At 66.4% G+C, this 13,089-nt stretch carries 12 protein-coding genes; 7 read left to right on the forward strand and 5 right to left on the reverse strand.

Going from position 1 to position 13,089, the window contains the following annotated elements:
- Positions 1-88: 88 nt before the first annotated feature.
- Entirely contained in the window at positions 89-1,024 is a 936-nt protein-coding gene (locus AC3WMA_RS04760) for a polyprenyl synthetase family protein (RefSeq protein WP_492284747.1), read from the forward strand.
- Between the two features lie 15 nt (positions 1,025-1,039).
- Here the strand turns inward: AC3WMA_RS04760 and AC3WMA_RS04765 are convergent, their stop codons facing one another.
- From AC3WMA_RS04765 to AC3WMA_RS04775, 3 genes are all read right to left on the reverse strand, one after another.
- Complete coding sequence (locus tag AC3WMA_RS04765) at positions 1,040-1,915, reverse strand: 4-(cytidine 5'-diphospho)-2-C-methyl-D-erythritol kinase (RefSeq protein WP_492284232.1); 876 nt, start codon at positions 1,913-1,915, stop codon at positions 1,040-1,042.
- 26 nt (positions 1,916-1,941) lie between these two features.
- Positions 1,942-3,708, reverse strand: a complete 1,767-nt coding sequence (locus tag AC3WMA_RS04770; protein WP_492284233.1) for a tetratricopeptide repeat protein — start codon at positions 3,706-3,708, stop codon at positions 1,942-1,944.
- Between the two features lie 468 nt (positions 3,709-4,176).
- Positions 4,177-5,856 (reverse strand): electron transfer flavoprotein-ubiquinone oxidoreductase, encoded by a 1,680-nt coding sequence (locus AC3WMA_RS04775; protein ID WP_492284234.1) that lies wholly within the window; start codon positions 5,854-5,856, stop codon positions 4,177-4,179.
- A 171-nt stretch (positions 5,857-6,027) separates the two neighbouring features.
- Here AC3WMA_RS04775 and AC3WMA_RS04780 point away from each other — a divergent pair, with 171 nt between their 5' ends.
- The 5 genes from AC3WMA_RS04780 (at position 6,028) to AC3WMA_RS04800 (ending at position 10,846) form a co-directional block, all read left to right on the forward strand.
- The gene (locus tag AC3WMA_RS04780) at positions 6,028-6,852 is read left to right on the forward strand and encodes a uracil-DNA glycosylase (protein WP_492284235.1); all 825 of its coding nucleotides are present in this window, start codon (positions 6,028-6,030) and stop codon (positions 6,850-6,852) included.
- Positions 6,853-6,967: 115 nt separating this feature from the next.
- Positions 6,968-8,398: a cytochrome ubiquinol oxidase subunit I gene (locus AC3WMA_RS04785; RefSeq protein WP_492284236.1), complete on the forward strand. Its 1,431-nt coding sequence runs from the start codon at positions 6,968-6,970 to the stop codon at positions 8,396-8,398.
- Positions 8,399-8,409: 11 nt separating this feature from the next.
- A complete protein-coding gene (gene cydB, locus AC3WMA_RS04790; protein ID WP_492284237.1) occupies positions 8,410-9,414 on the forward strand; it encodes a cytochrome d ubiquinol oxidase subunit II in 1,005 nt (334 codons plus the stop codon).
- Positions 9,415-9,562: 148 nt separating this feature from the next.
- A complete protein-coding gene (gene ypfJ, locus AC3WMA_RS04795) occupies positions 9,563-10,444 on the forward strand; it encodes a KPN_02809 family neutral zinc metallopeptidase (RefSeq protein WP_492284238.1) in 882 nt (293 codons plus the stop codon).
- Positions 10,445-10,507: 63 nt separating this feature from the next.
- Positions 10,508-10,846, forward strand: a complete 339-nt coding sequence (locus AC3WMA_RS04800) for a hypothetical protein (RefSeq protein ID WP_492284239.1) — start codon at positions 10,508-10,510, stop codon at positions 10,844-10,846.
- Positions 10,847-10,949: 103 nt separating this feature from the next.
- On the opposite strand, the gene AC3WMA_RS04805 is transcribed toward AC3WMA_RS04800, so the two are convergent.
- The gene (locus AC3WMA_RS04805; protein WP_257732482.1) at positions 10,950-11,075 is read right to left on the reverse strand and encodes a hypothetical protein; all 126 of its coding nucleotides are present in this window, start codon (positions 11,073-11,075) and stop codon (positions 10,950-10,952) included.
- A gap of 151 nt (positions 11,076-11,226) precedes the next feature.
- Positions 11,227-11,712: a hypothetical protein gene (locus AC3WMA_RS04810; protein ID WP_492284240.1), complete on the reverse strand. Its 486-nt coding sequence runs from the start codon at positions 11,710-11,712 to the stop codon at positions 11,227-11,229.
- A gap of 232 nt (positions 11,713-11,944) precedes the next feature.
- Here AC3WMA_RS04810 and AC3WMA_RS04815 point away from each other — a divergent pair, with 232 nt between their 5' ends.
- Entirely contained in the window at positions 11,945-13,030 is a 1,086-nt protein-coding gene (locus AC3WMA_RS04815) for a PA0069 family radical SAM protein (RefSeq protein WP_492284241.1), read from the forward strand.
- Positions 13,031-13,089 lie beyond the last annotated feature (59 nt).

Consider the following 13,089-nt stretch of genomic DNA (forward strand, 5'->3'; position numbering starts at 1 on the left):
GCGTTCAGTGGGTGTCGTCGTCTCCCTCGAGGAACGGGAATCGAACCAGGCCAGCATCGAGCCGCTGGTCGGGCTGACGCGCGATGACATGGCGCGGGTCAATGCGATGATCCTGTCGCGCACCGGCTCCGACGTGACGATGATCCCGGAGGTCGCCAATCACCTGATCTCGTCTGGCGGCAAGCGGCTGCGGCCGATGCTGACGCTCGCGATGGCCGATCTCTGCGGCTATCAGGGCGAAGGCCACGTCAAGCTCGCGGCCTCCGTCGAGTTCATGCACACCGCCACGCTGCTGCATGACGACGTCGTCGACGAGAGCGACATGCGCCGTGGCAAGCTCGCGGCCCGCATGCTCTGGGGCAACGAGGCGAGCGTTTTGGTCGGCGATTTCCTGCTTGGCCAGGCCTTCAAGATGATGGTCGAGGTCGGCTCGCTGCGCGCGCTCGACATCCTGTCGACGGCCGCCTCCGTGATCGCCGAGGGCGAGGTGCTGCAGCTTTCGGTCGCCAAGAACACGGAGACGACCGAGGACGAATACCTCTCGGTGATCCGCGGCAAGACGGCCGAGCTCTTCGCCGCCGCCTGCGAGGTCGGGCCGGTGATCGCCAATTCCTCGAAGGCCGATGCCGCCGCCTGCCGCAGCTACGGCCTCAATCTCGGCATCGCCTTCCAGCTCATCGACGACGCGCTCGACTATGGCGGCGTTGCCGCCAAGCTCGGCAAGAACACCGGCGACGATTTCCGCGAGGGCAAGATCACCCTGCCCGTCGTGCTCTCGTTCCGGCGCGGCGACGAGGCCGAGCGCGCCTTCTGGAAGCGTACGCTGCAGGACGGCGAAATTCGCGACGGCGACCTTGAAGAGGCTCAAGGCATCATGCGCCGGCACAAGGCGCTCGACGACACCATCGCCCGGGCCGAGCATTATGCGCGGATGGCGAAGGATGCGCTCGGCCTGTTCCCAGCCTCTCCGATGAAGCAGGCGCTCAACGCCGCCGTCGATTTCTGCGTCGCGCGGGCGCATTGAGCAGCCCACCGGCCGTCAGTTCAGCAGCGTCGGCTTGATCCACCAATCCGGCCGCTCGCGCTGCAAAGCCTTCGCCGCAGCGGCGCTGGCCATGCAATCGTCGAACAGCGCGTAGCAGGTCGCGCCGGAGCCCGACATGCGCGCGAGCCGGCAACCCGGCAGCGCCGCGAGCCGTTCGAGAACCTCGCCGATCACCGGCGCGATGCGTTGCGCTGGCGAGGCGAGATCGTTGGTCATTGCTGTCAGGTGCCTAAGAAGCTCGCTGGCCGATGCCGGCGCTGCAAGGTTGATCCTACGCGCTTCGGCAGCCACTTCACCGGCCTTGAGCCCGAGCGCCCGGAACACCGCGACCGTCTCGACCCCCACGCCCGGATTGACCAGAACTGCGAAGAGCCGCGGCAGGCTGAGCACCGGACCCAGCTTTTCGCCAATACCGGCCATCAATCGCGCCCGCGAATCGAGGCAGACGGGGACATCGGCGCCGACGCCGGCGGCGACCTGCCGCAGGACCGGATCGCTCGCAGCAATGCCGTTCAACCGCGCGAGAAGACGCAGCGCCGCAGCCGCATCGGCCGAGCCACCGCCGATACCGGACGCGACCGGCAATCTTTTCACGAGATGGAAGCGCCCGAGACTCAGGCCCGGGCGCGCGGCAGCGAGCGCACGGGCCGCCCGCAGCACGAGGTTGCCGTCATCGACCGCCAACCCTTCGGAGCGGGGGCCGGCGAGCGTGAGAGATAGCGGCGCGCCCGGATCGAGCGAGAGCGTATCGCCCACGCCTGCGAAGGCGACGAGGCTTTCAAGCTCGTGATAGCCGTCGGCACGCCGGCCGAGCACGCGCAGGTCGAGATTGACCTTGGCGCGGGCGCGCGTGGTCAGCGGCAGGGCCACGGCTTCAGGCCAGCGACGCGAGCGCGTCAGCCGCCATCCTTCTTCGGGGCTTCGGTCGCATTGGCCGAAGGCTCCTCAAGACCGCGATCGATCTTGCGCAGGATCTTCTCCAGGTCCTCGGGCTCGGGCTTGAGATCGCGGGCGTGGTTCCACTGGAACTTCGCCTCGAGCTGGCGGCCGGTGCGCCAGTAGACGTCGCCGAGATGGTCGTTGATGACCGGGTCGGAGGGGCGCAGCTCCGAGGCGCGCTCGATCTCGCGCGCGGCATCCTCGTAGCGGCCGAGCCGGTAATAGGCCCAGCCGAGCGAATCGATGATGTAGCCGTCGCGCGGACGCAATTCGACGGCGCGGCGCAGCATGTCGAGCGCCTCGTCGAGCTTGAGATGCTTGTCGACCAGCGAATAGCCAAGATAGTTCAGCACCAGCGCGCGCTCACGACCGAGCGGATCGGGCAGGAGTTCCAGCGCCTTGCGAAGATCGGCCTCGGCTTCGGGCCAGCGATTGATGCGCTCGCGGGCGATGCCGCGGAAATAGAACAAGTCCCAGTTGGCCCGGCCCGGCGAAGCGAGCTTCGAGATTGCCTTGTCATAGGCCGCCGCGGCCTCGGCGAACTGCTTGCGCGAGCGATAGATGTTGCCGAGCGCCGAGAGCGCGTCGACATCGTCAGGACGCTCCGCGATGACCTTGTCGAGATGCTTCACCGCCTCGTCGGGCTTGCCGAGATTCTCCAGCGCCAGACCGGCCTGGATTTCGGCATTCGGGCGCAGCGGAGAGGTCGCCGGCATCTTGTCGTAGACGGCGACGGCATCTTCCGGCTGGCGCGCGCGCTCGAGGATGTCGCCGAGCGTCAGGATGGCGAGGTCGTGGCCGGGATCGAGATAGATCGCCATGCGCAGGTAGAGCAGCGCGGCAGCTTCGTCGCCCTGGCGATTGCCGGCGCTGGCGAGGCCGTAGAGCACCTCGGCCGCGCCCTGCTGCGGCGTGGAGATCTGGCGCGGCGGCTGCTCCTTCTTGCCGACCAGCTCCATGCCCTCGCGGATGATCGGATGGTTCGGCAGCAGGCGGTCGAAGCCGGCATAGGTCTCGGCTGCGCCGTTGAAGTCGCCGTTGCGGGCCTGGAAGCGCGCCCAGAGATCGACGAGGCGGAGCGTGGTCTTCTCGGCGTCATAGGCCGATTTCAGGCGCTTCTCGGCATCGGCCCGGCGGCCGGCGGCGTCGAGGATCAGGCCGGCATGGTAGTCGCGGAAAAGATTGTAGGAAGGCTCGCCCTTCAGGCGCTCCAGCGTCTCGATGGCGCGCTTGGGATTGTTCGAGCCGAGATAGGACCAGGCCGAGAGCAGGGTCGCGGTGATGTCGGCCGCGCGGCCCCTGCCCCCGCGCTGGAGATGGTTGCGCGCGGTCTGGTAGCTCTTCTGCTTGATCGAGCGGATGCCGATGACGAGCTGGGCGAGGCCGTTGCTCGGGTCCTGCTGGATCAGCTTGTCGGCAGCCCGGAAGGCGTCCTGCATGGCACCGTCGGCCAGGAAGGCGACGAAGGCGCGCTCGGTCAGATCGTTGTTCTGCGGATCTTCCTTGATCGCCTCGCGCAGATAGACGGAGGCCGCGCCGAGATCGCGCGAGGCGCCGGCGACGATGGCCGCGAGGTAGTTACCCTCCAGACTATCACCCGGCTCAAGCGAATCAGCCGAGCGCGACTGGGTCGCGCCCTGGGCGGCGGCCACGGCTGGCAGGAACATCAACAGCGACAACGCAGCAGCCGTGCCGGAGGCACGAACCTTCTTCAATAATGTCACGACTGCCATTCTCCCTCGGCCCGCAGCCTCACCATCTCGGGGCGCACTCTTCAAGCGGACCGTGATCGCTTCGCGTAGGCCGCCAAGATGGCGGTTTCCGGGCGGGCGGGCAAGCCGGCCTCCCCATGAATGCGGCGGTTTCGTAGCAGCTGCGCAACACCTGGTGGAATCCCGGTGACGAAGCGGCCGGCACAAGAAAACGGCAATCATCCGCAAAGGATATCGTGTCTATATTCGGCTCGCTTGCGGTTCCCGCAGCGATTCCACTGGGACTATTCCAATGAAGAAGATCATTCTGAGCGTTGCCGCCGTCGCGCTTCTCGGCGGCTTCGTCGCCGGCTGCGCCAAGGAAGAGACCAAGCCGGTTGCTCCGATCGTCCGCAAGGGCTGATCAGACCGGTTTTAACGACAAAGGGCGCGCCGGCAGGCGCGCCCTTTTTGATTCGTCAGGCAAGTAAATCGCGGCGATCACATATTCGCGTAGCCGGGGCCGCCGCCACCTTCCGGCACCGTCCAGGTGATGTTCTGGGCGGGGTCCTTGATGTCGCAGGTCTTGCAGTGGACGCAGTTCTGCGCGTTGATCACGAAGCGCGGATTGGTCTTCGTCTCCGCATTTTCGTAGACGACCTCGTAGACGCCCGCCGGGCAATAGAGCCGCGCCGGCTCACCATAGAGCGGCAGGTTCTGCGAGATCGGAACCGACGGGTCGGTCAGCTTGAGATGCGCCGGCTGGTCTTCCTCGTGATTGGTCGAGGACAGGAAGACCGAGGACAGCTTGTCGAAGGAGATCTTGCCGTCCGGCTTCGGATAGGTGATCGGCGTGACCTCGGCGAGCGGCTTCAGCGTCGCGAAATCCGGCTTGCCGTGCTTGAGCGTGCCGAAAGGCGACCAGCCGAAGAGCTGGTTCAGCCACATGTCGATGCCGCCGAGCCCGATGCCGAGGAAGGTGCCGAACTTGGACCAGAGCGGCTTGACGTTGCGGACGCGCTTCAGGTCCTTGCCGATAGCGCTGTCGCGCCAGCTCGTCTCGATCTCGACGACCTCGTCATGCTGGCGCCCGGCCTGCAATGCCGGCACCAGCTTCTCCGCTGCGAGCATGCCCGACAGAATGGCGTTGTGGCTACCCTTGATGCGGGGAACGTTGACGAAGCCGGCCGCGCAGCCGATCAGCGCACCGCCCGGGAAGGTCAGCTTCGGCACCGACTGGAAGCCGCCCTCGGTGATGGCGCGGGAGCCATAGGCGATGCGCTTGGCGCCCTCGAAGGTGTCGCGGATCAGCGGATGGGTCTTGAAGCGCTGGAACTCGTCGAAGGGCGAGAGCGTCGGGTTCTGGTAGTTCAGATGCACGACGAAGCCGACGGAGACGAGATTATCGTCGAAATGGTAGAGGAACGAGCCGCCGCCGGTCTTGTTGTCGAGCGGCCAGCCGAAGGAGTGCTGGACGCGGCCCTTGTGGAACTTCTCCGGCTTCACCTGCCAGAGCTCCTTCAGGCCGATGCCGTATTTCTGGGGCTCGCGGCCCTCGTCGAGGGCAAACTTCCTGATCGCGATCTTCGAGAGCGAGCCGCGCGCGCCCTCGCCCAGCAGCGTGTAGCGGCCGCGCAGTTCCATGCCGCGGGTGAAGCGCTCGGAGACCGTGCCGTCCTTGGCGATGCCCATGTCGCCGGTGGCGATGCCGGCGACCGAGCCATCCTCGTTGAAGAGCAGTTCGGCAGCGGCGAAGCCCGGATAGATCTCGACGCCGAGCGCCTCGGCCCGCGCGCCCAGGAACTTCGCGACCAGCCCGAGCGAGCCGACGAAATTGCCGTGGTTGTTCATCAGCGAGGGCATGCCGAAATTCGGCAGGCGGATGCCGTTCGGCTGCGTCAGGAAATAGAAGATGTCTTCCTTGACCTCGGTGGTCAGGGGGCGATCGGGATCCTCGCGCCAGTCCGGCACCAGCTTGTCGAGGCCGATCGGATCGATGACCGCGCCGGAGAGGATATGGGCGCCGACCTCGGCGCCCTTCTCGACCACGACGACGGTAAGGTTCTCGTCGAGCTGCTTCAGCCGGATCGCGGCGGCCAGGCCAGCAGGACCCGCGCCGACGATGACGACGTCATAGTCCATGCTCTCGCGCGGTTCGCTCTGCGCTTCCTTGAGATCCATCCTGCCCTCCGCCTCAGCAACCGCGCCGCTTGATAGTTTATATATGAACTATTTCGCCGGGTCGTTCAATGCCGGCTTTCGTCCAGTCTGGAACCCCTCTATCCAAGCGTGCGTTCCATTTTGCAACTGCGTCGGCTCGCGAAGCGGCCTTGCAGGGTATAGGATACCCCTATGAGCCTGTCCGATGCAGTCGGCCCCGACGCGCCCGATCCCTATGAGTTGCTGAGCTGGTACGCCGAGATGGGCGTGACCGAGGCGCTCGACGAGACACCGCGCAACCATTTCGCCGATCCGGTTCCCGCCGGCGGCAACGGCCAGCCGCGCCTGCGCCCCCTGCCCGGCCGGCCTGCGGCTCCGGTGCGGCCTATGGCAGCGGCTGCGACGGCTCCGGACGACGCGACGGTCAGCGCGAAGGCATTGGCGCGAGAGGCCCGCACGCTCGACGAGCTGAAGACCGCGCTCGCCGGGTTCGAAGGCTGCGCGCTGAAGGCCACCGCCAAGAACCTGGTCTTCGCCGACGGCAATCCGGAAGGCCGCGTGATGATGGTTGGCGAGGCACCCGGCGCCGATGAGGACCGGATCGGCCTGCCCTTCGTCGGACGCTCCGGCCAGTTGCTCGATCGCATGCTGGCAGCGATCGGGCTGAGCCGGAAAGACGACGTCTATATCGCCAACATGCTGCCCTGGAGGCCGCCGGGCAACCGCACGCCGACGCCGCAGGAGGTCGCGATCTGCCTGCCCTTCATCCAGCGCCAGATCGAGCTTGCCGACCCCGATATCCTGGTCTGCGTCGGCGGCCCCTCGGCGCAAGGTCTGCTCGGGTTCACCGGCATCCTGCGCTCGCGCGGAAAATGGGTGGAATACGACACCGGCGCGCGACGCATCCGGGCGATCGCGACGCTGCACCCGGCCTATCTGCTTCGGCGCCCGCTCGACAAGCGCCTCGCCTGGCGCGACCTGCGCGCGCTGAAGGCGGCGCTCGACGGGAAGAATTGACGCAGCGACGTTGCGCGCAGGGGCGGCGCAAGGCAGAGTTACATTAGATCACATCCAGAAGCGCCCAAGCGGGCGTTCCCCAGCGCCTTGATGGCGTGGCCGACGGAGTTCTGCGATGGTCATCGATGCATTTCTGCTCTCACGCATCCAGTTCGCCTTCACGGTTTCCTTCCACATCGTCTTTCCCGCCTTCACGATCGGGCTTTCGGCCTATATCGCGACGCTGCTCGGGCTGTGGCTGAAGACGGGCGATGCGAAATTCCATCTGCTCGCGCGCTTCTGGACCAAGATCTTCGCGGTCTCCTTCGCGATGGGCGTGGTTTCCGGCATCGTGCTGTCCTACCAGTTCGGCACCAACTGGAGCCGGTTCTCGACGGCGGTCGGCAACGTCATCGGGCCTCTGATCGGCTACGAGGTGCTTTCGGCCTTCTTCCTCGAGGCCTCCTTCCTCGGCGTGATGCTGTTCGGCTGGAAGCGCGTGCCGCCCTGGCTGCACTTTCTCTCCGCCGTCATCGTCGCGGGCGGCACGGCGCTCTCCGGCTTCTGGATCCTCTCGGCCAATAGCTGGATGCAGTATCCGGCCGGGCACGAAGTACGCGACGGCATCGCCTATCCCGTCGACTGGATGAAGATCGTCTTCAACCCGACCTTCCCCTTACGCTTCGCCCATATGATGACGGCCGCCTATCTCACGACCGCCTTTGTCGTGCTCGCGACCGGGGCGCGCCACCTGCTCGCCGGGCACCGCACCGAATCGGCCAAGACGATGGTGCGGATGGCGATCCTGATGATCGCGCTCACCGCGCCGCTGCAGGCGGTGATCGGCGACTTCCATGGCCGCGATACCGCGACCTACCAGCCGGCCAAGCTCGCCGCGATCGAGGCTCACTGGGATTCGTCGAAGCCCGGCGCGCTCGTGCTCTTCGCCTGGCCGGACGAGAAGGCCGAGCTCAATCGCTTCGAGATCTCGATCCCCGGCGTCGCCAGCCTCGTCACCCACGGCAGCATGAACGCACTGTTCCCGAGCCTGAAGGACTTCAAGATCGAGGACCGGCCGCCCGTGCTCATCCCCTTCTTTGCCTTCCGGGCGATGGTCGGGATCGGCGTGCTGATGATCCTGTTCGGTTGGGTCGGCGCCTGGCTCTGGCGCAAGGGCACCGTCTTCGAATCGCGGCGCTGGCTCTGGCTCGCGCAATACACCTGGCCGGCCGGTTTCATCGCCATCCTCTCCGGCTGGTTCGTGACCGAGGTCGGGCGCCAGCCCTGGCTGGCGACAGGCATCATCCGCTCCGCAGACGCGATCTCACCGGTCACGACGCTGCAGGTCGCGATCTCGCTTGCGCTGTTCGTCTGCGTCTACTCCGTCGTCTTCACGGCCGGAATCCTGCTGATCAACCGCCTGATCGACAAGGGGCCGGACGAGATATCCGGCGAGGATGCGCCCGAGCAGCCATCGCAGCGCCCGCTCAAGGCGGCGCAGGGGGAGGCCGCCGCGATCTTCGGCGACGGCAAGCCCGGCGATGACAAGATCCAGCCCGCGATCTGAGGAGACGACCCATGGAATGGTATCTCCCCGTGATCTGGGCCGGTCTGATCGGCACCGCCGTGATGCTATATGTGGTGCTCGATGGCTTCGACCTCGGCATCGCCATCCTGTTCCCGACGACGAAGGACGAGGGCGAGCGCGACCAGATGATGAATTCGGTCGCGCCGTTCTGGGACGGCAACGAGACCTGGCTGGTACTGGGCGGCGGCGGGCTCTGGGTCGCCTTCCCGCAGGCCTATGCCATCATCATGCCGGCCTTCTACATCCCGGTGATCCTGATGCTGCTGGCGCTGATCTTCCGTGGTGTCGCCTTCGAGTTCCGCTGGGTCGCCAAGCCGCATCACCACCGCTGGGACCTCGCGTTCTGGCTCGGCTCCACCGTCGCCGCCTTCTCGCAGGGGCTCATCCTTGGCGGGCTGATCCAAGGCATCACGGTCGCGAACGGCCAGTTCGCGGGGGGCCCGTTCGACTGGCTGACTCCCTTCACCGTGATGTGCGGCATCGGCGTCGTGGTGGGCTATGCCCTGCTCGGCGCGACCTGGCTGATCTTCAAGACCGAAGGCCCGGTCGCGGAGCGGGCGCGCCGACAGGCCAGGACGCTGCTGCTCGCGCTGATGGGCTTCGCCGCGCTGGTTTCGCTGTGGACGCCGCTCGCCCATCCGCGCATTGCCGAGCGCTGGTTCACGCCGGGCAATCTCGCCCTGCTCTGGCCCTTCCCGGTGCTGACGGCGTTCTGCGGCTACATGGCCTGGAAGCGGCTCCACGGCGCGCATGAATTCACGCCCTTCGCCTTCACCATCGCGATCTTCCTGCTCTGCTTCCTCGGGCTGTCGATCTCGAACTTCCCCTATCTCGTGCCGCCCTCGGTCACGATCTGGGATGCCGCCGCCGCGCCGTCCTCCCATATCTTCGTGCTGATCGGCGTCGCCTTCCTGCTGCCGATGATCCTGTTCTACACGGCCTTCGTGTACTGGACCTTCCGCGGCAAGGTCCGGGCCGATAGCGGCTACCACTGAGAGCCTCCAACAAGACCCGGAGGGGTCTCGATGGAGGCTCTCAGGAACCGACGCGGTCAGCCGGCGTTCAGGAGCAGCTTGCAAAGACGACTTGAGTTCCCTGCCTCTCCCAGCGAGATTGCGGGGACGCTTCGTCGGGGACGCCTTCATGCAGTGGGAAGATTACCGCCAGTCCGAAAATCTCGAGGACAGGCGCGGCAGCGGCGGCGGTTTCGCCGGCATGCCCGGCGGTCGCGGCGGCGTCGGCATCGGCACGATGGTGGTGCTGGGCCTGCTCGGCTGGGCGCTCGGCATCGACCCGCGCCTGCTCATCGGCGGAGCCGAACTGATCGGCGGCATCGGCGGGCGCCCGCAGACGCAGGAGACACGCCGCTCCTCCGGCCCGCCGCAGGACGAGATGGGCCGTTTCGTCTCGGCCGTGCTGGCGCAGAACGAGGATATCTGGTCGAAGATCCTGCCGCAGCAGGCCAATATCCGCTACCAGCCGCCGCGCCTCGTGCTGTTCTCGGGCGTCGACCGCTCGGGCTGCGGCACGGCGCAGGCGGCAATGGGGCCGTTCTATTGCCCGGCCGACAAGAAGGTCTATCTCGACACCTCCTTCTTCCAGGAGATGCAGCGCAAGCTCGGCGGCGGCGGCGACTTCGCCTATGCCTATGTCGTCGGCCACGAGGTCGGCCACCACATCCAGAACCTGCTCGGCATCCTGCCCAAGGCCAACCAGCTGCGCGAGCGCTCCTCGGAGCGCGACGCGAATGCGATCTCGGTCAGGATCGAATTGCAGGCGGACTGCTTCGCCGGGGTCTGGGCTCATAACATCCAGGCGATGGGCCGGCTCGACCAGGGCGATATCGAGGAAGCGCTGCGTTCGGCTGCGGCGATCGGCGACGACAAGCTGCAGCAGGCCTCGCAGGGCGTGGTCGTGCCCGATTCCTTCACGCACGGCTCGTCCGCCCAGCGCACGAAATGGTTCAATGTCGGCTTCCAGTCCGGCTCGATGCAGCGCTGCGACACGTTCCGGAACCCGGTCTAGGGCGGCACACGCTCTATCTTTCGTCGAGATGGGCCCTGCCGCATAAGTTACAGGAGACCTCTCATGTGCCGTTTGCTGATCGCCGCGGTGCTGCTTGCCGCCGGCGCAACCATGATGGCGCCGGCTGCGTCCGCATCCTCCGTGAGCGAGGCGCTTCCGGCGGCGACCGCCGGGCGGCTCGATGGACAGCCGATAGCCTTCACCGCCAGCGCCGCCAGGCGCGAGCGGATGATGACCATCCAGCAGAACATGGAAGAGCAGCGGCGCTTTGGCCGCAGCGGAGGGCGCGGCTACGGCGGCGGCTACGACAATCGCGGTTACGACCGGGATCCCAACTACCGGCGGCGTCCCGGCAACCTGCCGCCTTACGGCTATCGCCGTCCTCATTCCAACCGGTGGTAACCGGGCGAGCTCGCAAAACAGAACGGGCCCGAACAGGGCCCGCGACGTTCACATGCTGCGCGGAGGGCTGCATCCAGCCCTCCGCTTCGTTTTCATGGAGCCTTCAGCTCCAGAATCCTTCCTGATGCACGCGAGGCGAGAACGTATCCTCGTCCTCTTGCTGTTCCTCGCGTTTGTCCTCTTCGCGCTCGGCTTCAAACGCTGAACAGGAATCGTGCCGGTCAAGCATGGGTCTCTCCTTTCGAAGGTCTGAGGGAGGTGCTTTGGGCAACCGTCAACATATGAACTTATGCTGCATTGCACAAGTTCCGATGCGAAACGCGATCTGCCATGCGCCCGAAGCATGACCAGCCGATGACATTAAGGAGCGTGCGAACGGCTTAGCCGGCCCGTTCCCGCAGGACCGGCAACCGCAGCGGTGCCCGGTCGATTCGGCCGGCCGCTGCCGCCGCGCGGAGCATGACGAGGCCGGGCCCAAGGCCACGCCCGCCCAAGGAGAAAGCCAGCCGCTCGCGCAGGGATGCGGCAATCCCGCTTGCCGGAATCAGGGCCGGCTTCGCCGCCGCGACCAGCAGATGGCGCTCCACGGCCTGCACCCAATGGGCCTGCGGCACGTCGCCGGCATCGAACAGGACGATACGCTCGCCCCGCGCACCGGCCGCGCCATCGCGCCAAGCGCTGCCATTGCTCGCGCGCAGATAACGGGCGCCCGTCGCATCAGCGGCGCGCTCGGTCTCGGGCGAACCGATGGTGTCGACGATCACCGCATGGCCGAGAAAGCCCTCCGCCACCGCCGGGATGAGGACGGCAAGGGTCGCTGCGAGCGCCTGCTGGGAACCATCGCTGCGGATCACGGCTGTGAGCATGAGCGAAATCCTATGCCGCAACGCAGCATGCCACAATCCCGCCACTTGCCTTTTGTTCTCTATATGTTCACTCTACGTGAGACCAGAATGCGTCGATTCCCGGCGCGCGACCCGGTTCGAAACCATGCCCCAGGCCAGACCCACCTCACGGCCCTTCCCGGCAGCCCAGCCCCTGCGGCGGGCGGACAGGGAGCCGAGTGTTTCCGCTCCGATCGTCGCGCCGGCTGACCCTATGGCCTATGCCGGCCACCGCATCGATCCCGACAGGCGGCGCGGGCGCGGCGCCACGATCAATCCGGGCGGACGCTACGAGACGGAGCAGCGCGTCACCGAGGATGACGGCTGGGGCTCGCTGGAGGAGCTGCCGCCGTTCTCGACCGAGATCGCCTATGAGAAGGCGCGCACCATCATCACGCGCAACGACTCGCCGGACATCTCCTTCGACCGTTCGATCAATCCCTATCGCGGCTGCGAGCATGGCTGCGTCTACTGCTTCGCCCGGCCGAGCCATGCCTATCTCGGCCTGTCGCCCGGGCTCGACTTCGAGAGCAAGCTGACGGCCAAGCCGGATGCGGCGGCGCTGCTGGAGAAGGAGCTCTCATCGCCCTCCTACCAGCCGCGCACCATCGCGATCGGCACCAATACCGATGCCTATCAGCCGATCGAGAAGAAGCTCCGGATCATGCGGCAGATCCTGGAGGTGCTGGCCAAGTTCAACCATCCCGTCGGCATCGTCACGAAATCGGCGCTGGTCCAGCGCGACATCGATATCCTCGCGCCGATGGCGGAAAAGGGGCTGGTCAAGGTCGCGCTCTCGGTGACGACGCTCGATCCCAAGACCGCGCGCGGCATGGAACCGCGCGCCGCCTCCCCCGCCAAACGCCTGGAGACGATCCGCAAGCTCTCGGAGGCTGGCATCCCGGTCACGGTGCTGGTCGCGCCGATCATCCCGGCGATCAACGAGCATGAGATCGAGCGCATCCTCGATTCGGCCAAGGCGGCGGGCGCCCAGGAGGCCGGCTATGTCCTGCTCAGGCTGCCGCTCGAGGTCCGCGATATCGTGCAGGAATGGCTGCTGACGCATCATCCCGACAAGCTCCGGCATGTGATGTCGCTGATCCGCTCGACGCGCGGCGGCAAGGACTACGATTCGCAATGGGGCCAACGCATGGTCGGCTCCGGCCCCTATGCCTGGATGATCGGCCGGCGCTTCGAGATGGCGGCCGAGCGCATCGGCTTCAATACAACCCGGCGCCGGCTGCGGACGGATCTCTTCGTGAAGCCGGAGAAGGAGAAGGCGCAGCTGAGCTTGTTTTGAGGCGCTGGGTCAGCCGTCATTCTCGGGCGCAGCGAAGCGCAGACCCGAGAATCTCCTTC

The sequence above is a fragment of the Allobosea sp. FW305-C-101 genome (assembly GCF_058783685.1).